Origin of the sequence: Variovorax paradoxus, assembly GCF_029919115.1 — a bacterium.
GTDB lineage: Bacteria > Pseudomonadota > Gammaproteobacteria > Burkholderiales > Burkholderiaceae_C > Variovorax > Variovorax paradoxus_O.
The window spans coordinates 3,050,552-3,070,591 of sequence record NZ_CP123990.1; the positions used below are offsets into that span (position 1 = coordinate 3,050,552).

The 20,040-nt window shown below is 67.0% G+C and carries 12 protein-coding genes; 3 read left to right on the forward strand and 9 right to left on the reverse strand.

Features of this window, described 5'->3' with window-relative positions; genetic code table 11:
- Positions 1-28: 28 nt before the first annotated feature.
- From QHG62_RS14885 to QHG62_RS14910, 6 genes are all read right to left on the reverse strand, one after another.
- Positions 29-4,750 carry a LamG-like jellyroll fold domain-containing protein gene (locus QHG62_RS14885; protein WP_281146413.1) on the reverse strand — a complete coding sequence of 1,574 codons (4,722 nt, stop codon included), beginning with the start codon at positions 4,748-4,750 and terminating at the stop codon, positions 29-31.
- Between the two features lie 149 nt (positions 4,751-4,899).
- On the reverse strand, positions 4,900-5,751 hold the full coding sequence (locus QHG62_RS14890; protein WP_281146414.1) for a class I fructose-bisphosphate aldolase: 852 nt from the start codon (positions 5,749-5,751) through the stop codon (positions 4,900-4,902).
- A 44-nt stretch (positions 5,752-5,795) separates the two neighbouring features.
- On the reverse strand, positions 5,796-6,788 hold the full coding sequence (locus QHG62_RS14895; RefSeq protein WP_281146415.1) for an aldo/keto reductase: 993 nt from the start codon (positions 6,786-6,788) through the stop codon (positions 5,796-5,798).
- Complete coding sequence (locus tag QHG62_RS14900; protein WP_281146416.1) at positions 6,785-7,801, reverse strand: ABC transporter permease; 1,017 nt, start codon at positions 7,799-7,801, stop codon at positions 6,785-6,787. Before QHG62_RS14900 ends, QHG62_RS14895 begins: the two co-directional genes overlap by 4 nt.
- Positions 7,798-9,309 (reverse strand): sugar ABC transporter ATP-binding protein, encoded by a 1,512-nt coding sequence (locus QHG62_RS14905; RefSeq protein WP_281146417.1) that lies wholly within the window; start codon positions 9,307-9,309, stop codon positions 7,798-7,800. The genes QHG62_RS14900 and QHG62_RS14905 overlap by 4 nt, the downstream gene beginning before the upstream one ends.
- Positions 9,310-9,370: 61 nt before the next feature.
- Positions 9,371-10,411 (reverse strand): substrate-binding domain-containing protein, encoded by a 1,041-nt coding sequence (locus QHG62_RS14910; protein ID WP_281146418.1) that lies wholly within the window; start codon positions 10,409-10,411, stop codon positions 9,371-9,373.
- Positions 10,412-10,591: 180 nt separating this feature from the next.
- Between QHG62_RS14910 and QHG62_RS14915 the strand changes: the two genes are divergently transcribed.
- From QHG62_RS14915 to QHG62_RS14925, 3 genes are read left to right on the forward strand one after another with little or no spacing between them, the layout of a single operon-like run.
- Positions 10,592-12,079, forward strand: a complete 1,488-nt coding sequence (locus QHG62_RS14915) for an FGGY family carbohydrate kinase (protein WP_281146419.1) — start codon at positions 10,592-10,594, stop codon at positions 12,077-12,079.
- On the forward strand, positions 12,076-13,839 hold the full coding sequence (locus QHG62_RS14920) for a glycerol-3-phosphate dehydrogenase/oxidase (RefSeq protein ID WP_281146420.1): 1,764 nt from the start codon (positions 12,076-12,078) through the stop codon (positions 13,837-13,839). The genes QHG62_RS14915 and QHG62_RS14920 overlap by 4 nt, the downstream gene beginning before the upstream one ends.
- 20 nt (positions 13,840-13,859) lie before the next feature.
- Positions 13,860-14,597 (forward strand): GntR family transcriptional regulator, encoded by a 738-nt coding sequence (locus QHG62_RS14925; RefSeq protein WP_432445616.1) that lies wholly within the window; start codon positions 13,860-13,862, stop codon positions 14,595-14,597.
- Between the two features lie 10 nt (positions 14,598-14,607).
- Here QHG62_RS14925 and QHG62_RS14930 read toward each other — a convergent pair whose 3' ends face one another.
- The 3 genes from QHG62_RS14930 to QHG62_RS14940 are packed head-to-tail and all read right to left on the reverse strand — an operon-like array spanning position 14,608 to position 20,037.
- Positions 14,608-15,501: a DMT family transporter gene (locus QHG62_RS14930; RefSeq protein WP_281146422.1), complete on the reverse strand. Its 894-nt coding sequence runs from the start codon at positions 15,499-15,501 to the stop codon at positions 14,608-14,610.
- A gap of 54 nt (positions 15,502-15,555) precedes the next feature.
- Entirely contained in the window at positions 15,556-18,636 is a 3,081-nt protein-coding gene (gene uvrA / locus QHG62_RS14935; RefSeq protein WP_281146423.1) for an excinuclease ABC subunit UvrA, read from the reverse strand.
- An 18-nt stretch (positions 18,637-18,654) separates the two neighbouring features.
- Positions 18,655-20,037 (reverse strand): chloride channel protein, encoded by a 1,383-nt coding sequence (locus QHG62_RS14940; protein ID WP_281146424.1) that lies wholly within the window; start codon positions 20,035-20,037, stop codon positions 18,655-18,657.
- Positions 20,038-20,040 lie beyond the last annotated feature (3 nt).

Genomic DNA, 20,040 nt, shown 5'->3' on the forward strand with positions numbered 1-20,040 from the left:
GCCAGCTTTTCATGAAGCTTCGCGGCGCCTACGGAAGCTGCGTCCAGTTCTGGTTCGTGCCGCCGTTGCAGGTCCAGGTGATGAGCGCGGTGTCCTGCGCCGTCGCACTGCCCGGCACGTCGAGGCACGAACCCGATGCGCGGTTGCGGATGCTTCCGCCCACCAGGCTCCACTGCGCCGTGTTGCCGGCCGAGCAGGCCACCTGCACCACCGGGGCGTTGGTGGTTGCGGTGCCGTTCTGCGCCAGGCACAGCCCGCTGTGTTCGGCCACGAACTGCACGTAGCCGCCGGTGATGCTGTTCACCGTGAACTTCTCGTTGGCCGCATTGCCGCAGGGCCACTGCACCGCCGTTGTGCCGCTGGTGGTGAGCGCGCCCTTGATGTTCACGCACATCGTGGGGTTCAGGTCCGAGCGCAGGCGCGTGACCACCGCCGGGGCCGTGTCCAGCGAGCGCACGTACTCGCGCAGCGCCACCACGTCGGTCGCCGGCAAGCTCGACGCGTTGCCGTGGCCGCCGCTCAGCACATCCTGCAAGGTGGCCGCCTGCCCGTTGTGGAAGAAGGCCGTGGTGTTCCAGGTGCCCGAGAGCGTGGGCGTGTCGAAGCCCAGGCCCGCCAGCGGCTGGTTGATGCCCTTGCCGGATGAGAGCTGGATCGTGCCCACATCGTGCCGCAGGCCGTCGCGGAAGGTGCCGCCGGTGTGGCAGGTGGCGCACTGCGCCGTGTTGAACACGGTCTGGCCCCGCGCCGCCTCCACGCTCAGGCTGCCGTCCGCCGCACGCGCCGGGCTGCGCATGTACTTGTTCAGCGAACCCAGGTAGGCCGCAAGGTCGTCGAGCTGCGCGTTCTTGCCGGCCTTGGGCGCACCCAGCGGGTCGGCCGTGGCCGCGAAGTCGGCGTTGCTCAGGAAGCCCGTTCCGCCGAACTCGTTGCGGATGTCGTTCTCGAAGTCCTGCACCTCGTCGAAGTTGGCGGTCCAGTGCATCTTGCCGTGGCCCGCGCCGCGCTTGCCCATGAGGCTGATGGTGCGTCGGAGGCCCTCGCCGCGCTGCGTGAAGTCCCACACCATGCCGTCGTCGCCGCCATCGGCATGGCAGCTCGCGCACGAGATGTAGTTGTCCTTGCTCATGCGCCGGTCGGAGGCGTTGTAGAACACCTGCTTGCCGCGCAGGGCTGCGGCCGCCATGGGCTCCTGCGCCACCGTCGAAACGTTCTGCAGGAAGGTCGCGGCATTGGTCTCCGAGCTCAGCACCAGGGCCACGTCGTGCACCGACACCGAGCGTGCCAGGAAGTTGTTGACGAACAGCCGCTTGCGCACCGAGTCCAGGTAAAGGCCGTGCGGCGCGCTGCTGGCGTTGATCTCGCCGCGCACCGTGCGGCTGTAAGGGTCGACGATGGCCACGCGGTTGCCTTCCATCTGCGCCACGAACAGGTAATCGCCCGATGAAGAGAACAGCGCCGCGCGCGCGGGTGCGCGGTCGTCGAAGTCGATCTGCTCGTCGAACACTTCCGCGGCGGTCTGCAGGTTGACCTGCGAGAGGATGGAGCGCACCGTCTGGTCGTGCAGCAGGTTGTTGCCGTCCCTGAACTTGCCGCGAACGATGTTGTCCTTCTTCGAAGGCAGCACCGCGCGCCGGCCGTCGGGCGAGATCACCACTTGGCTCAGGTAGTTGGCAACGCCGCGAGCGCGGCTCTCGGTGTCCACGGTGGTGGTGTCCACCGGCAGTGCGATGGCGGTCATGGCGCTCATGCTCTGCAGGTTCACCTTGTGCAGCTGCCCACCGGTCATCTTCGACTTGAAGCGCGTGACATAGGCCAGCTGCGAGTCGGCGCTCACCGCAATGCCGCGCAGGTTGCCTTCGAGCGCAACCGCGCCGGTGGTGGCGCCGTTGCTCGGTTCGAAGCTCATCAGCACCGACTTGCTCTCCAGCGTCAGCAGGCCCTTTGCGCCGTCGGGGGTGAAGGCCACGCCGTAGGGGCCGCTCCCATAGGCGAGCGGCACGGTGGCCGAGAGGCTGCCGTCGGCCGCGCTGAGCGCCACCAGCTTGTCCTCGCCCTGCACCGTGACCCAGATGCGCCCATCGGGGCCCACGGCCAGCGTCTTCGGCTCGTCGCCCACGCGCACTTCCCAGCGCTTGGCCAGGGTCTGCGCGTCGATGGCGGCGACCGTGCCGCTGTCGGGGTTGACGGCGTACACCGCGTTCGCATCGCCCGTGATGTTGGTGGTGTGCGTGGGCGGCCTTGCGGTGACCGGTGCGATCACCGTCACGTTGTAGGTGTAGAAGCTTTCTCGCCCGCTCGCATCGCGCACCGTGAGCGTCACGGTGTAGTGGCCCGGGCGCGTGTAGGTGTAGGTGTAGCGCGGCTGGGTGGAGTAGGCCGTCTGCGTGCCGTCGCCAAAGTTCCAGCGGAACTGCGCACCGCTGCTGCCGAGCGTGGCGGGATCGAACACCAGTTGCCCGTTGACGATCTTCGGCCCGCCGCCGATGCCGGGGTCGCCGATGATGGCCTGCCCGCGCAGCGTGGCCACCTCGCTGTCGGTGAGCACACGGCTGTACACGCGCACCTCTGCGAGCGTGCCCTTGAACAGGTCGGTGTTGCCCTGGATCTGGCCCATGACCTGGAACTTGTTTGCCAACCCCTTGGTGCCGGTGAGGCCGGTAGAGCTTGTCTTCACGCCGTCCACGTACATGGCCTGCGCGCCCGAGGCTGCGTCGCGGGTCATCACCACGTGGTGCCAGTTGCCGTCGTTCACGGCAGTTTGCGAGCGGGTGCCCGGGTTGTTGGTGGCCTTGTTGGCGACCGAGAGGTTCATGAAGCCGCTGTTGTCGATCCAGCCCCAGAACACATCGTCCGCGCCGTTGGCCTGGTCGCGGCCGAAGATGCCGGGCGCGGTCCATGGGTTGGCGCTGCCTGCCTGCGTGGTCTTCATGTAGAAGCTCAGCGAGGCGGTGCCGCCGAGCGTCGTGGCGACGGTGTCGTTCTTCAGCGGCACGCCCGCGGTGCGCGCCGCAAAGCTCATGCCGATGCTCTCGAACGCATCGCCCGACGCCGGAGTGCCGTTGTTGCTGCCGATCTGGTCGGAGAGGTTGCCCGCCAACGTCCAGTAGTGCTGCAGGTTGATGTCGGTTGCATTGCCGGTGTTGAAGACCGACTTGAAGTCGGCCCCGATGGCATTGCCCGCATAGTCCTTCACGCCGTTGGCCGGCAGGAACACTTCATAGCTGGTGCCCGGCTGCAGAGGCTGCTCGGGATGGAAGTTGATGATGCCCAGCTGCACGCTGTACGTGCCCGCGAGCGTGTTGCCGCCCACCGCACGAACGACGAAGGTGTTGGCGTTCACGCTCTCGGGGCGAATGTTGTCGGTCATGCCGATGCCGATGCGCGAGGTGAGCGCCTGCTGCTTCGCGCCGTTGGCCGGCGAGACCTGTTTCACTTCAGGCTTGGTGGCGTCCGGGTCCACAGCATGCACGATGAAGCCGCTGCCCGAGCCGTGGTCGTTGCCCACGAAGACGAGGTTCCCGAACATCGCGACCTGGCCGTTGTCCGAATGCGAGAAGTTCGGGTCGTCCTCGCGCAGGATGCTGCCGCGGCCCACCTCGAGGTGGTTCAGCGGATTGCTCACGTCGACCTTGTGGATGCGTGTCTGCGCGCCCTGGATCACATAGTTGTCCTGCGTGGCGCAGTACAGCTGTTCGTCGATGACCAACCGGTTGTCCTCGGCCACGAAGCGCGAGCGGTCGCTCAGGTCGTAGCTGTACATCTTGGCGCCGCCGCCGCGCGTGGAAGCGTGCAGGTTCCGGCCGTCGAAGCAGGTGGCGTAGTAGAACGGCGTTGTGCCCACGATCGAGTCGAGCACCTTGGGGTTGAGCGGATCCGAAATGTCCAGGCTCGCGAAACCGCCGTTGCTCTCCATCGCGGTCAGCACCATGTGGTTGCCCATGGTGAAGATCGGGCCGATCCGGAAGTTGCCGAGCTCGCCCGTGGGCACCGGGTTGGGCTTGCCGGCACCGCGGTTCGCAACCACCGCGTTCGCGGGGTCCCTGGCATCGACGATGAACATGCCGCGGCCCGCCGAGGCCACGTACAGGTAGGGCGCCTGCCACCAGAGCTGCCAGCTCACGTCTTCGTAGTCGCCGGCGTTGACGCCGGGCAGGGCCAGTTTCTTTACCTGTTTGATGTCGTTGATGTCGGTGAAGTCCCAGAACTCCACCCCGTAGATGCTAGGCAGCACCACGTAGGTCTTGCCGCCGATCTTTGCAGTGCCGAAGGAGTGCGTTTCGCGGAACTCCTTGGTGCGGGCTTCGGGTTCGTAGATCTTTTTCACCAGCTTGATCTGCCGCGGATTCGACACGTCGTACAGAAGAAAGCCGCCCGGGCCCAGTCCGCTGTCCGGCGCGAAGGAGGTGAGAAAGTAGCCGTTGATCATGATGCCCGCGTTCATGCCGTAGTCTTTGCGGCCCGGGTATGTGGCAGGCACCTCGCGCGACTCGTAGGCACTGCTGTGCGCAGGATCGAGCGGGTGCGCGAGGCTGGTGATCATCGACACCGGCTTGAACAGCTCGGCCGACGTGTAGCTAAGGTTGCCGAGGCCCGGCCCCTGCAGCGGGAGCGGATCGGCCATGGCATCGGCTACAGCCGTTGCCATGTTGTCGAGGGTGGTCATCGGGCTGACCCCGGTGATGGCCGCATGCGTCAGCAATGTGACGAGCGGGGCCAGGAACGCCATCAAGAAATACCGGATCTTCATCGTCGCCTCCAGATTGTTAGAAGTTCGCAGGGCAACCCGTTGCTCGACCTCTCTCCAGTGCGCGCGCAGGACGCACCCCGGCAGGCGACGGGTGCATCGCCTGCCGTGCTGATTTCTTCTTGGTTCTTGCGCCGGCGCTTTTTCGTTGCCTAGGCGGCGCCGCCCGATTCGTAGAGCGCCCAGGCTTCCTGCGCGCTCGCACCGCGGTGGATCATGGCCATCAGCGCGCTCACCACCGACGAAGGGTTGGCGTGCTGGTACACATTGCGTCCGTACACCATGCCGACGGCGCCCTGGTCCAGCAGCGTGCGCGAGCGTGCGAACACTTGCTGCAGGTCTTCGCGCCCGCCGCCGCGCACGAGCACGGGGCAACGCGCCGCCTGCACCACGCGGTGGAAGTCGGCGGGGTCGCTGGTCGGGTCGGCCTTGACGATATCGGCGCCCATTTCGCGCGCAAGGCGCACCAGCGTGACGATCTTTTCGGCGTCGCCATCGACCTGGTAGCGGCTGCCGGGCGTGGGCGACTGCATCACCAGCGGCTCGATCATCAGCGGCATGCCGTAGCGGTCGCAGTCGGCGCGCACGCGCGCAATGTTCTGCACGCACTGGCGAAACAGGTCGGGTTCGTTCGGCAGCATGAAGAGGTTGACCACCACGCAGGCCGCGTCGCGCTGCACGGCTGGCAGCACCGGGTCGTGCTCGTTCTGCAGCTGGGCCCACATCACGCGGTGCAGCGTGGCGTTGTAGGGGTTGCCCATATCGATGCGCATCACCAGCGCGGGCTTGTCGCGGCCCGGCCGGTCCTGCAGCAGGTCGGACTGCCCGTAGTTGAGCTGGATCGCGTCAGGCCCTGCGGCCAGGAGTTTGTCCATGACCTGAGGCATGTCTTCCAGGCCGTCGAGGAACGAGGGCTCGTTGCACACGCCGTGGTCCAGGGCAATGTCCAGGCAGCGGCCATTGGTCAGCAGCCGGTTGAGCCGCGCTGTCTTGTCTTTCGACATGGAAAGAACTCCTTGTTGGGGTCGAGAAAAAAAAAGGGGGGAGGTCAGGCGAGTGCGCCCAGGTGTCGCTTGGCCGCGGCATCGATCTGCCGCAGGGCGTCGTCGCCCAGGTCGACCGCGCCGGCCCCGGCGTTCTCGATGGCCTGCTGGCGCACGCGTGCGCCGCACAGCGCGACGGAGACCGTGCCTCGTGCAATGGTCCAGGCGATCATCAATTGGCCGAACGAACAGCCCAGTTGCGTGCGCAGCGGGTCGAGTTCTTCGAAGAAGGCCTTGAGCCTGGAGCGGTTGGCTTCGCTGAAGCGCGGATTGCTCGCACGCTGGTCGTCACCCTTGAACTCGCGTGCCGGATCGATCGGGCCGGCTAGCAGGCCGAGCGCGAGCGACGAGTAGCCCAGCACCGCCACGTTGTACTCGCTGCACAAGGGCGCGAGCGTGGTTTCGATCTCGCGGTCGATCAGGCTGTAGCGCTCCTGCGCCGCATCGACCGGGCCGTGGCGCAGGTACTCCGCGAGTGTCTCGGGGCTCACGTTGCTCACGCCGATGGCGCGGATCTTTCCCTGCTTCTTCAGGTCGAGCAGCGCGTCCATGGTCTCGGCAACGGGCGTGGTGCTGTCCTGCCAGTGCGTGATGTAGAGGTCGATGTAGTCGGTCTGCAGGCGCTTCAGGCTCTCTTCGCATTCATGGAAGATCGAATCGCGGCCGAGGTAGCGGTACACCGGGTGCCCGTCTTCCTCGAAGAAATGCGTTCCCTGTTGCGTGTGCCACACCAAGCCGCACTTGGTGGCGATGACGGCCTCGTGGCGGCGCCCCTTGAGCGCGGTACCCACGATGCTTTCGGAGCGCCCCAGGCCGTAGGCCGGCGCGGTGTCGATCAGGTTCACGCCCGCGTCCAGCGAAGCCTGGATGGCGACGACGGCCGCCGCGTTGTCCCCGCCGCCCCACATCCATCCGCCCATGGCCCAGGTGCCCAGGCCGATGGCCGAGCATTCGATGCCCGACGGGCCCAGCGTGGTCTGCTTCATCTCGCTCTTCATCTGGTCTTCTTCCTCGTGTTCAACAGGTGGTCGATGGTCACGGCCGCGAGCAGGATCAGGCCCTTGATCACGTCCTGCCAGTAAGGCGAAACGTCCAGCAGGATCAGCGAGCTGGTCACCACCGACAGCAGCGCCAGGCCGAGCACCGCGCCCAGCACCGTGCCGGAGCCGCCCTTGAGGCTGGCCCCGCCGATCACCGCGGCGGCAATCACGTTGAGTTCCATGCCCACGCCGAAGGTGGGCGTGGCGGCGCCGAAGCGCGCCGTGTAGATCACACCGGCAAGGCCCGCCGACGCGGCGCACAGCACCGTGACCCAGAATTTCACGCGGCCCACGCGAATGCCCGAATAAAGCGCCGCCTTCTCGTTGCTGCCGGTGTAGAACACGCGCCGCAGCAAGGTCGAGCGGCGCAGCACGAAGTCGCTCACGACGACGATGGCAATGAAGATCAGGATGACGGCGGGAACGCCGAACAGCGTGCCCTGCCCGATGAACTTGAACTCGGGCGGTAGCGAGAACAGCGACTGCGGGGTGCCCTGCGTGAGCGCAAGGCACAGCCCGCGCACGATCACCATGAAGGCGAGCGATGCGATGAAGTGGTTCAGCCCGATGCGCGTGACGCAGCCACCGATCATCGCCCCGATAAGCCCGCTCGCGCCAATGGCCACCAGGCTCGCGATCCACGGGTCCACGCCCATCAGAAACAGCTTGCCCGTGACCACCATCGCAAAGCAGACCACGGAGCCCACCGAAAGATCGATGCCCCCGACGATTAGCAGAATGGTCATGCCGACCACCACGATGCCTTCGATGGAGAACGACAGCAGCATCGCGCGCACGTTCTCCCAGGTAAGGAAGTAGGGCGACGCAAAGCTCATTGCCACGCACAGCACCGCAATGATCAGCAGCAGGCCCATCTCGCGCATGCTCGTGAGCTTGTTGGTGGGTTTTGCGGGCCCGCCTCCTGACTGCCTGGGTGCGATGCCCGCATCGAGTTGTGCCGGATAGTTCATGCCATCTCCTGTTCGCAGAGTCCGGAGGCGAGCCGCAGCAGGGCTTCCTCCGTCATTTCGTTGGAATTCAATTCGCCGGCCAATCGCCCGTCGCGGATCACCAGCGCCCGGTCGCACAGGCCGATGATCTCGGGCAGCTCCGAAGAGATCACGATCACGCCCACCCCCTGGTTCGCAAGCTCGCGCAGGATGTGGTGGATCTCGGACTTCGCGCCCACGTCCACACCGCGCGTGGGCTCGTCCATCAGCAGCACCGACGGGTTGGTGGCCAGCAGCTTGGCAATGGCCACCTTCTGCTGGTTGCCACCCGACAGGCTCGACACCTCGATGGCCACCCCGTCCGACTTGAGGTTGAGCTTGGCGCCCAGCTCGCGTGCCAGGCGGTGTTCGGCCGAACGCTGCAGCAGGCCCCAGGCGGAGCTCACGCGCCCCAGCGCCATCGAAGAGATGTTCTGCGCAATCGGCAGGTCGAGGTACACGCCCGCGGCCTTGCGGTCTTCGCTGAGATAGGCAATGCCTTCGCGCAGCGCGTCGCTGTACTTGCGGATGGCAAGCGCCTTGCCGTTCAGGCGCACCGTGCCTTGCGTGGCGGCACGCAGGCCGCATAGCGTTTCGGCCAGTTCGCTGCGGCCGGCGCCCATCAGGCCGGCAACGCCAAGGATCTCGCCGCGCTTGAGCTCGAACGAAATGCCGTGCACGCGCTCGCCGTCGCCGATGTCGGCCACCTCCAGCACGGGGCCTGAAGGATCGGCGCCGGCTTGCTTGGGCGGGTAGTAGTTGCCGAGCTCGCGGCCGACCATGCGGCGCACCAGCTCGTCGGCCGTCAGCCCGGCCAGCGGGCCGCAATGCACGTTGCGCCCATCGCGCAACACCGTGACGCGGTCGCAGTGGGTGAATATTTCAGCCATGCGGTGGCTGATGTAGATGATGCCGATGCCCTGCGCCTTCAGGTCGTGCAGCACGCGGAAGAGCGCGGCCGATTCGTTGTCGGTGAGCGCGGCCGTGGGCTCGTCGAGGATCAGCACCTTGCAGTCCAGCGTGAGCGCCTTGGCAATCTCGACCAGCTGCTGGCTCGAAATGCTGAGTTCGCTCACGGGCGTGGCGGTATCAATGTCTTGCCCGAGCCGCGCCAGCACTTCGGCGGCGCGCGCGTTCAGGCTGGCGTAGTTCATCCACGCCTGCTTGCCCGCGTTGATTTCCGGCATGAAGATGTTCTCGGCCACGGTGGCGTCGCCGCACAGGGCGATCTCCTGGTGCACCAGGCCGATGCCCAGGCGCATGGCATGCGCCGGGCCGTCGATGGCCGCCTTCTCGCCGTTGAGAACGATGTCGCCTTCGTCGGGCCGGTGGATGCCGTCGATGATGTTCATCAGCGTCGACTTGCCCGCGCCGTTCTCGCCGCACAGGGCGTGGATCTCGCCCGCATGCAGCGAGAAGTCCACGCCCGAGAGCGCGCGCGAAGCGCCAAAGCGCTTGCTGATGCCGCGCAGTTCGAGCAAGGTGGTCACTCGGCAACCTCCGCGCCATGCGCTGCGGTGCGAGCTTGCTTGGGGCGGCCCGGCGCTGCGCTCATTCGCCGATTCCCTTGGTGCCGCGGCGAGCGAGGTATTTGTCCCAGTAGAAGTCGTCGGCGTTGGCTTTGCTCACCACCGACAGCCCGTTGTCCAGGAACGGCACCGACATGGGATTGGTGCCGTTGCGCTTGGCGTCGTTCATCGGGTCGATGAGCGAAGGGTTCTTGGCCAGGAACAGCATCATCATGCCCATGTAGCCCTGCATGCCCTGGTTGGGGTTGATGGCGCCGAACACGTCGCCGGCCTTGATCATGTCGAGGATCTTGGCGTTCACGTCGCAGCACATCACGCGGATGTTCTTCTTCGATTCGATCTTGGCCTGCGCTGCACCCAACGCCGAGTTGGCTTCGGGCATGAACAGCGCACCCAGGTTCGGGTTGGCCTGCGCCAGGCTCAGCACCGCCTGGTAGGCCTTGCTCGGGTCCTGGTTGCTGGCAGCGCGGCCCACCAGCTTCATGCCCGCGTGCTTGGCCTTCATGCGGTTGATGAAGGCCGCGATGCGGCGGTCGTGGTTGTCCTGGCCCGGGTTCTCGAGCACCGCATATTCGCCCTTGCCGCCCAGTGCCGCCGCAATCGCGTCGGCCGCCTGCGTGCCTTCGCGGTCGTTGTCCGACGTGACGAAGGAGGCGCGCTTGGAGTTGGGCGAGTCGGCCGCGAAGGTCACGACCGGGATGCCCATGGCCACCGCCCGGTTGATCGGCTCGATGAACGGATCGGGGTTCATCGGGTGCAGCAGGATGCCCGCGGGCTTGCGCGCCAGTTCCTGCTCGAACGAGGCCAGCTGTTTGTTCACGTCGTACTCGGGCGTGCCGGTGTAGCGCGTGCGCACGCCCAGCGTGCGGCCGAGCTGCTTCATCATTTCGTAGACCGGAAACCAGTATTCGACGCCCGACACCATCACGTTCATCACGTACACGTCGCTGGCATTGCCGCGCAATCCGGTGGCGGCGGCCGTGGGGGTGGACTGCGCAAATGCGCTGGTGCCGGCCAGGCCGATACCGGCGGCCGCAGCGGACTTCAGGAAATTTCGCCTCATCTTGTGTCTCCTCGCGTTGACTGGCAGAGCTTGCGACCTGCCTTTGGGGAGCAGATCTTTGGGACCTTGTTGTCACGACAGTTGTTATGACAGGTAGAATGTAATCGCGGGTTGTTTGCCGCGATAACTAGGGGAAACGCTACTGGCGACCCGCTTTCAAGTCGCAGAAGCTGTTATGACATGAAGCCAAACATATTGATCGGCGTCGACATGGGCTCGAGCAGCCTGAAGGCGCTGGCCCTCGAAGCTGCGAGCGGCCGCACCGTTGCGTTGTCCCGCATGCCCTTGCCGCACGACCGGCTGGCCGGTGGCGGCTGCGAGGTGGGCGCTGCGGCGATACGCGCGGCACTGACGCACGTGCTGCGAGATGTCGCCCGGCAGCTCGGCGCGCGCACGGCCGAGGTTCGCGCCATGGCTTGCACCGGTCACGGCGCCGGCCTCTATGCGCTCGATGCCGACAACCAGCTCGCGGGCGGCCGTGCCGTCGCATCGACCGACCAGCGTGCCGATGCCCGGGCGCGCGCCTTGGCGTCGAGCCACGGTGCGCAACTGTTCGAGGACGTGGGCTGCAGCCCCTGGCCAGGGCAGCCCACGGTGATCGCCGCCGAGTTGCTGGGCACGGACGCGGTGCAGCGCGGCGAACTGCGCCGCCTGCTGTTCGCCAAGGACTACCTCGGCTTTCTGCTGACCGGCGAAATTGCCACCGACGCGAGCGATGCGAGCACCGCCGGCCTGGTGTCGCTCGCCACCGGCACCTGGTCGCAGGCGGCCTTTGATGCCTCGGGCCTTGCGGACCTGAGTCCGCGTGCCTTCGGTCCCATCGTGCCCAGCGGCAGCGTGATCGGAAAGCTCTTGCCCTCCGAGGCCGCGCTGTGCGGATTGCCCGCGGGCATTCCGGTGGCCATGGGCGCCATCGACCTGCTCGCCTCGATGACGGCGATTGGCGCAGAAGAGCGCGGCCGCGCGGTGTCGGTGTTCGGCACCTGGTGCGTGAACGCGGTCATCGGGCCGGTGATGGCGCCCAAGCCCGCCGTCGCAGCCGTCGTGAACTTCGGCCGTAGCAACCAGCGGCTCTACATGGAGAACAGCCCGTCGTCGATGGCCAACATCGCCTGGCTGGCCGGCGTGCTCGCACTGCCCGATGCACGCGCGGTGGTCGACCTGGCCATGACGGTGCCGCTGGGCGCTGGCGGCCTGCGCTTTCTGCCCTTCGTCAACGGAGGCGGTGGCGTGACCGCCGGCTTCGTGGGCCTCAAGAGCCATCACACGCGCTCGGACATGGCACGTGCCGTGGTCGATTCCGTGGCGGCGTTGCACGCGCGGCATACGGCGCGCCTGGCCGCAGGCGGCCTCGCGGTGAGCCAGATGACGGTGCTCGGCGGCGGCGCGAGCGATGCACGCCTCGTGCGCCTGCTCGCCGCTTTTCTTGGGCGCCCGGTCGAGCGCTGCGCCGACGACGAGACCGGTGCGCGCGGCGCCGCAATCTATGCGGCCATGTCGCAAGGCCTCGACGACGCGGCCCAGGGCAGCCCATTGCTCGCGCCCTGCGAAGTGGTCGAACCCGATGCACGGGACGCCAGCGCCCATGCGGATTTCAACGCCGGTTTCAACGAACTGATCGACAGCATGTCACCTGTATTCACCCCCATCTCGGGAAGTGCGAGATGAGCGCCTGGCAACTTCCTTTCGTGCGTCCCGCCTCGCTGGCGGGTCGCCATTTTTCCACCGTGATCGTGGGCGCCGGCATCAACGGCGTCGGCGTGTTTCGCGACCTGTCGCTGCAGCGCGTCGATTGCCTCATCGTCGACAAGGGCGACTTTGGCGCAGGCGCCAGCAGCGCGCCCTCGCGCATGATCCACGGCGGCCTGCGCTACCTGGAGAGCGGCAGCTTCTCGCTGGTGGCCGAAGCCACGCGCGAGCGCAACCTGCTGCTGCGCAATGCGCCGCACCTGGTGCGGCCGCTCAAGACGGTGGTGCCGCTTGCCAACTTCTTCGGCGGACTGATGAGCAGCGCGCTCAAGTTCTTCGGCCGTACGCCGCCGCAGCGCACACGCGGCCTGCTGGCGGTGGCGCTGGGCCTGCGGCTCTATGACCTGCTGGGGCGCCGCCAGCGCGTGATGCCGGGGCACCGCATCAGCCGCGTGCCTTCGGCCGACCGTGGTTTGTTCCGCGCGGCCATCCGCTGGACCGCCACCTTCTTCGATGCGTGGATCAGCCATCCCGAATGGCTCATCCTTGAGCTCATCGGCGATGCCTGCCGCGACCAGCCGCGCTCCGCGGCCTCGAACTACTGCCGCGTGATGGGCTGCGCGGGCAACATCCTCACCTTGCGCGACGAGATCACCGGCGCACTGGTGCGCGTGACGGCCGACACCGTGGTGAATGCCACGGGCGCATGGCTCGACCGCAGCGCGGCCGTGCTCGGCGGCGGCGGTCCGCGCGTGATGGGCACCAAGGGCTCGCACCTGGTGCTCGACCACCCGGCGCTGCGCGACGCGCTCGATGGCCGCATGGCCTACTTCGAGGCGGTGGACGGGCGCGTGTGCATCGTCTACCCGTTCCTGGACCGCGTGCTGGTGGGCTCCACCGACATCCCGGTGGAAGACCCGGACCAGATCGTCACCGAACCGGCGGAGGTCGACTACCTGATCGACGTGCTGCGCGAGGTTTTCCCCAACATGGCCTTCGGCCGCGGCGACGTGGTCTACACCTACGTTGGCGTGCGGCCGCTTGCGCGCTCCGATGCGGACAAGCCGGGCCAGATTTCGCGCGACCATTCTGTGGTGGTCGATCCGCCGAATGCGACGCGCGACATTGCGATCGTCGGCCTGGTCGGCGGCAAGTGGACCACCTTTCGCTCGCTGGCCGAAGAAGCCACCAACGAAGTGATGCAGCTGCTGGGCCGCTCGCGCACCGCATCGACCGAGTTGCTGCCCATTGGCGGTGGCGCGGAGCTGCCGGCCGATGCAGCGGCGGCCGACCGCTTCATCGAGAAGATGATGGCGGCCTCCGGCATGGGCCGCACGCGCGCGCTGAACCTGCTGGCGCGCTACGGCTCGAAGGCGCTGCCGCTTGCGCAGCGCCTTGCGGCGTCGGGTGACGTGCCGCTCGAGCATGCGCCGGATTATTCGGCCGTCGAGCTGTCGTACCTGTGCCTTGAAACCGGCGTGGTGCACCTGGACGACCTCGTGATTCGCCGCACGCTGCTGGCCATTCGCGGCCTGGTGACCGACGCAGCCCTGGCCGAGATCGCGGGCGTTGCGGCCGAGGCGCTGGGCTGGGACGCCGTGCATGCCCACAACGAGCTGTGCGCCTGCACCACGGCGCTGCGCGAGCGGCACAACGTACGCCTTCATGCCGTGCCGGCAGGCGAACAACCTTCTTTCGATGCATCATTGATGGCCAACCCAGTGCTTGGCCAAGCCTAAAAGTGAACAGTCCCAACGACATGTCGACCGTGCTCGACCGCAACTCCGAATCGCCGCTGTGGGCGCAGTTTCGCGACGCCATTCGCCTGCAGATCCTGCAAGGCGTGCTGCCCATCGGCGCCAAGCTGCCCTCCGAAGCGGAGCTGGGCGAGCAGTTCGGCATTTCGCGCATCGTGGTGCGCGAGGCACTGGCCGACCTGGTGCGCAACAACCTCATCTACAAGATCAAGGGTCGCGGCGCCTTCGTGTCGGCACGCGAGCGCGACGAAGATTTTGTTTCGACCGTGCTGGGCTTCTCCGACGAGATGGAGCGCAAGGGCCGCTCGGTGCGCACGCAGATCCTCACGCAGGAACTGCGCGCGCCCACCGCGCAAGAGGCCTCGTCACTGGGGCTGGCCGACGATACGCAAGTCGTCGCGCTCAAGCGCCTTCGCAGCGTCGATGGCGAGTTGCGCCTGCTGGTCGAGACCGTGGTGCCGGCGGATCTTGCACCCGGGCTGCACCGAGCACGCCTGGAAGACCGCTCGCTGTACGACGTGCTGCGCCGGCAATACGGGCTGCGGCTGGTGCGCGCCGAGCGCTGGATCGATGCCGTGCTGCCCGATGCCGAAACCTGCAAGCTGCTCGACCTGCCGCAGCCCGAGCCGCTGCTGCGCATCGATTCGATTGCCTACGGTGCCAACGGACGGCCGCTGGAGCACTACCGCGCGCTGCACCGCTGCAAGACCAGCCGGCTGCACGTGCAGACGACGACCTGAGCCGTCTTCGTCAGGCCTTGGCGGCGGCGCTGCGCGAGGGCCAGAGCACCGAGGCGATCGCCACCATCATCAGCGCGACGGCGACCCAGTCCTGCCAGTGCACGACCTCGCCGAGCCACACCGCGCCGCTGAACACACCGAGCACGGGGATGAACATCACGCTGAGCGTCGATGCCACCGGCGGAAGGCCGCGCGCCAGGTAGAACCACGCTGCGTGCGCAAAGCCGAAGATCAGCACCGCGTTGTAGAGAATCGAACCCCAGGTCACCTGGCCCGGCCAACGCCATTGGTCGCGCTCAAAGAGCAGCGTGAGCACCGTCATCACGACAGCCGTCATTGCGGTCATCCAGAACGAGAGCGTGAGCGTGGGAAGCCCGATGCGCGTGTGCCGCAGCAGCTGCGTGCCCAACGCCCATGTTGCGGCAGCCGCCAGTGCGAGCGCCACGTAGCCGGGCCGTCCTGCAAGGTCGGTGAGTTCGTGCCACAGCAAGAGCCCCACGCCCACCGCGCATGCACCCACGCCGATCCATGCGCGCCGCGTGAGCACGGCAGAGAACAGCACGGCGCCGATCACCGCCGAGAACACCGGCATCGTGTAGCCCAGGATTGCCGCGCGCCCGCCAGAGAGCGCCTTCACCGCAAGGATGATTGAGGCATGCCAGACGAACATGTTGGTGGCGCCCAGCCACACCAGTTCGGGCCACGCGCTTCGCGGCACGCGAAAGGGCACCTTCATCCACACCAGCGCGAGGCCCAGCACCGGCAGGCCCAGCCAGATGGAAATAGCGCGGAAGGCGAGCGGCGGATAGTCCGCCACGCCGAGCTTCATCACAGGCCAGTTGAGGCCCCATGCAAGGGTCAGGAGAACGAGCAGGACGAACTGGCGCGGCGTGAAGGAAGGCATGGGCCGCGATTGTGGCGCGGCTTGCGCATTCGTGCAGGAAGCCGGCGCCGGCTACTACAGCAGCCGCTTGAGGTAGCGCCCCGTGTGGCTCGCCTCATTCGCGGCGATATCTTCCGGCGTGCCTTCGCCCACCACCGTGCCGCCGCCGGCGCCGCCCTCCGGCCCCATGTCGATGAGCCAGTCGGCTGTCTTGATGACGTCCAGGTTGTGCTCGATCACGACGATGGTGTTGCCCGCGTCGCGCAGTTGGTGCAGCACCTTCAGCAGCAACTCGATATCGGCAAAGTGCAGCCCGGTGGTCGGTTCGTCGAGGATGTAGAGCGTGCGGCCGGTGTCGCGCTTGCTGAGCTCCAGCGCCAGCTTCACGCGCTGCGCCTCGCCGCCCGAGAGCGTGGTGGCCGACTGGCCGAGCTTGATGTACGAAAGGCCCACGTCGAGCAGCGTGCGCAGCTTGCGCTCGATAGTCGGCACGGCCTTCAAAAATTCGTGCGCCACCTCGACCGTCATCTCGAGGATCTGCGCAATGTTCTTGCCCTTGTACTGGACCTCGAGCGTCTCGCGGTTGTAGCGCTGGCCGTGGCACACCTCGCAGGGCACGTACACGTCAGGCAGAAAGTGCATCTCGACCTTCACCACGCCGTCGCCCTGGCAAGCTTCGCAGCGGCCGCCCGCCACGTTGAAGCTGAAGCGCCCCGGGCCGTAGCCGCGTTCGCGCGCGGTGTTGGTCTCGGCCATCAGCTCGCGGATGGGGGTGAACAGGCCCGTGTAGGTGGCCGGGTTGCTGCGCGGCGTGCGGCCGATGGGGCTCTGGTCGACATTGATGACCTTGTCGAAATACTCGATGCCCTCGACCGATTCATGCGCGGCCGGCTCTTCGTGCGCGCGGTAGAGCGTGCGCGCCACGGCGGTGTAGAGCGTGTCGTTCACCAGCGTCGACTTGCCCGAGCCCGAAACGCCCGTGACGCAGGTGAGCAGGCCGACCGGAAAAGCCACGCTCACGTTCTTCAGGTTGTTGCCGGTGGCGCCGACCACGCGGATCTCCTGCAGGTCGGTTTGCGAGGCAAGGTGCGCCGCTTCGCGCGCGGCGCGCCGCTCGGCCGCGGGGCTCGGCGGAAAGCGCGAGGCCTTCTTGCCTTCGTTGAAGGCCGGCTTCTTCACGACCGGCAGCCAGGCGGTGCGGTGCTTGGGCACTTCGATCTTCTTCGTGCCCGACAGGTATTGGCCAGTGAGCGAATCGGGGTTGGCCGACACCTCGGCGTAGGTGCCCTGCGCCATCACGCGGCCACCGTGCACGCCGGCGCCGGGGCCCATGTCGATCACGTGGTCGGCGGCATGGATCATGTCCTCGTCGTGCTCGACCACGATCACGCTGTTGCCGATGTCGCGCAGGTGCTTCAGCGTGCCGATGAGGCGGTCGTTGTCGCGCTGGTGAAGGCCGATGCTCGGCTCGTCGAGCACGTACATCACGCCCGTAAGGCCGGAGCCGATTTGCGAGGCCAGGCGAATGCGCTGCGCCTCGCCGCCCGAAAGGGTTTCCGCGCTGCGGTCCAGGCTCAGGTAGTTCAGGCCCACGTCGTTCAGGAACTTCAGGCGCAGGCCGATTTCGCGCACCACCTTGTCGGCAATGTCGGCCTTGGCGCCGCGCAGCTTCAGGTTCTGGAACCAGGCGAGCGAATCGCGCAGCGTGAGATGGCTCAGTTCGAAGATCGCCATGCGCGGCGGCTCGCCGCCATCGGCCGGGCGATTGGCCTCGTCCACCAGGAACACGTTGCGCGCCTCGGGCCGGAGGCGCGAGCCGCCGCAGTCGGGGCACGGCTGCAGGTTGCGAAAGCGCGCAAGGTCTTCGCGCACCATCACCGAATCGGTCTCGCGGTAGCGCCGCGTCATGTTCGGGATGATTCCCTCGAAGGGGTGCTTCTTCGTGAGCTTCTTGCCCGCGAAGTTGCCCGACTCCATGGTGTAGTTGAACTTGATCTCCTCGGCTGCCGAGCCGTGCAGCAGCACCTGCTGCACCGAAGCGGGCAAGGATTCGAAGGGCGCGTCGACGTCGAACTTGTAGTGCTTCGCAACGCTCTCGATCATGCTGAAGTAGTAGCCGTTGCGGCGGTCCCAGCCCTTGATGGCGCCACTGGCCAGCGAGAGCGAAGGAAAGGCCACCACGCGCGCCGGGTCGAACACCTCGCGGTGGCCGAGGCCGTCGCAACTCGGGCAGGCGCCCACAGGCGAGTTGAACGAGAAGAGGCGCGGCTCCAGTTCCGAGAGCGAGTAGTGGCAGATCGGGCACGCGAACTTGGCGTTGAACAGGTGCTCCTTGTCGGGCGCTCCCTCGGTGCCCAGCTCCAGCGCAATGGCGCGGCCTTCGGCGAGCCGCAACGCGGCTTCGAAGCTCTCGGCCAGGCGCTGCTGCATGTCGGGGCGCGCGCGCAGCCGGTCGATCACCACGTCGATGTCGTGCTTCTCGGTTTTCTTGAGCTTGGGCAGGTCGTTGTATTCGTAGGTTTGTCCGTCGACCCGAAAGCGCACGTAGCCCGCGGCTTGCATTTCGGCGAAGAGTTCCAGAAACTCGCCTTTCTTCTCGCGCGCGACGGGCGCCAGGATCATCAGGCGCGGCTCATTGGCAATGGCGAGCGTGGCGTCGACCATCTGCGACACCGTTTGCGCCTGCAGCGGCAGGTGGTGTTCGGGGCAGTAGGGCGTGCCGGCGCGGGCGTAAAGCAGGCGCAGGTAGTCGTGGATTTCGGTCACCGTGCCCACGGTGGAGCGCGGGTTGTGGCTGGTGGCCTTCTGCTCGATGCTGATGGCGGGCGAGAGGCCCTCGATCACGTCGACGTCGGGCTTGTCCATGAGCTGCAGAAACTGCCGCGCATAGGCCGAGAGGCTTTCCACGTAGCGCCGCTGTCCTTCGGCATACAGCGTGTCGAACGCCAGGCTCGACTTGCCCGAGCCCGACAGGCCGGTGATCACCACCAGCTTGTTGCGCGGAATGTCGAGGTCGACGTTCTTCAGGTTGTGGGTGCGCGCACCGCGGATGCTGATGCGCTGCTGCGCGAGCACGGCGCCCAGGTAGGCGTCGCGTTCCGGGTTGTCAGTGGCGGGGGATTTCAAGGGTTCGATCGTCCGAGGGCAACCGAGCATGATAGTCCGCCCTGCATTTCATGGCGAGGGGGCGGGTTGAGAAGGTTTTTCTGCGGGGGCTTCGGGCCCCGGCCGGTGCACCGGCGCGGTGCTGCCGATGGCCCGGCCCACCATGTGCTCGGCCAGCGTCTCGTAGAGCGGCCGGCTGATCATGCGGGAGACGAGGCTGGCCAGCATGGCCGAAGCCATGAGGCTCAGCACCATCGAGTGGCCGTCGACCATTTCCATCACGATGATGAAGGCGGTGAGCGGCGCCTGCGTGACGGCGGCCAGGAAGCCGGCCATGCCCATCGCGATGAGGGCGGGCCCGAGGTCATTGCCCGCCAGTCCGGCCACCGCATCGCCGATGCCCGCGCCGATGGAAAGCGAAGGCGCGAAGATGCCGCCGGGCACGCCGCACCAGGCGGTGAGCCAGGTGGCAATGAACTTGAGCGCGGTGTAGAGCGGCGTCAGTTCGTCATGGCCCAGCAGCATCTGCTTGACCGCTTCGGACCCGGCACCGAAGGTGACCCCGCCCGTCACCAGCCCAATGACTGCCACCGCCAGCCCGCCGCAGGCCGCGAACCGCACCGGAAAGCGCGCCCGCCAGCGATTGAGGCGCCCGGCCGTGCCGGTCAGCGAGGCAATCAGCAGCCGCGCGAACAGACCTCCCGCAGCGCCGCTCAGCAGCGCGACCAGCAGCCCGGGCCCGAGCGCGTCCCAGCCCAGCCGCGGCACGCGGATCACGCCGAAGTAGCTGGTATTGCCGAAAGCCGACACCGCCACCAGGCCCGCCAGCACAATGGCCGTGATGATGAGGCCGCTGGAACGCGCCTCCAGGCGGCCCGACAGTTCTTCGATGGCAAACACCACGCCCGCCAGCGGCGCATTGAAGGCCGCCGCAATGCCGGCCGCGCCGCCCGCCACTAGCAGTGCGCGGGAATCGATGGTGGTGTTGGGCGACAGCCAGCGCCGCGCATGCTGCATCACGCCCGCCGCAACCTGCACCGACGGGCCTTCGCGCCCGATCGACAGTCCGGCCGCGAAGCCCGCAACGCCAAGCCCGATTTTCGCGACCGTGAGCCGGAGCGACGCGAAGACGAAGCGCCGCTCCTCCGGCAGCGCCGGATGCAGCGCGGCCTTGATCTGCGGAATGCCCGAACCGCCCGCACCGGGGAAAAACCGCAGCGTGAACCACACGATGGCCGCTGTGATGAGCGGCGTGGTCAGCAGCACCGCCCAGGGCCAGGCCTGGTAGAAGCGATGGAACTGGCCGAAGACCCAGTCGCTGGCAACCGTGAAGCCCACCACGAAGAGCCCGGCCGCAATGGCGTAGCCGAGCACGATGGCGCGGTCGAGCCAGATGCGGCCACCGCGCAATTCGGCGCGCAGGTGCTCGAGGAAGTCGGGTTCTCTGTTCATGCG

Excerpts from the sequence above, each read along its gene's own strand:
- QHG62_RS14915 (WP_281146419.1), top strand. The coding sequence starts at position 10,592 with ATGAAGCCAAACATATTGATCGGCGTCGACATGGGCTCGAGCAGCCTG.
- QHG62_RS14885 (WP_281146413.1), bottom strand. The coding sequence starts at position 4,750 with ATGAAGATCCGGTATTTCTTGATGGCGTTCCTGGCCCCGCTCGTCACA.
- QHG62_RS14910 (WP_281146418.1), bottom strand. The coding sequence starts at position 10,411 with ATGAGGCGAAATTTCCTGAAGTCCGCTGCGGCCGCCGGTATCGGCCTG.
- QHG62_RS14895 (WP_281146415.1), bottom strand. The coding sequence starts at position 6,788 with ATGAAGAGCGAGATGAAGCAGACCACGCTGGGCCCGTCGGGCATCGAA.
- QHG62_RS14900 (WP_281146416.1), bottom strand. The coding sequence starts at position 7,801 with ATGAACTATCCGGCACAACTCGATGCGGGCATCGCACCCAGGCAGTCA.
- QHG62_RS14940 (WP_281146424.1), bottom strand. The coding sequence starts at position 20,037 with ATGAACAGAGAACCCGACTTCCTCGAGCACCTGCGCGCCGAATTGCGC.
- QHG62_RS14930 (WP_281146422.1), bottom strand. The coding sequence starts at position 15,501 with ATGCCTTCCTTCACGCCGCGCCAGTTCGTCCTGCTCGTTCTCCTGACC.
- uvrA (WP_281146423.1), bottom strand. The coding sequence starts at position 18,636 with ATGCTCGGTTGCCCTCGGACGATCGAACCCTTGAAATCCCCCGCCACT.
- QHG62_RS14925 (WP_432445616.1), top strand. The coding sequence starts at position 13,860 with ATGTCGACCGTGCTCGACCGCAACTCCGAATCGCCGCTGTGGGCGCAG.
- QHG62_RS14920 (WP_281146420.1), top strand. The coding sequence starts at position 12,076 with ATGAGCGCCTGGCAACTTCCTTTCGTGCGTCCCGCCTCGCTGGCGGGT.
- QHG62_RS14890 (WP_281146414.1), bottom strand. The coding sequence starts at position 5,751 with ATGTCGAAAGACAAGACAGCGCGGCTCAACCGGCTGCTGACCAATGGC.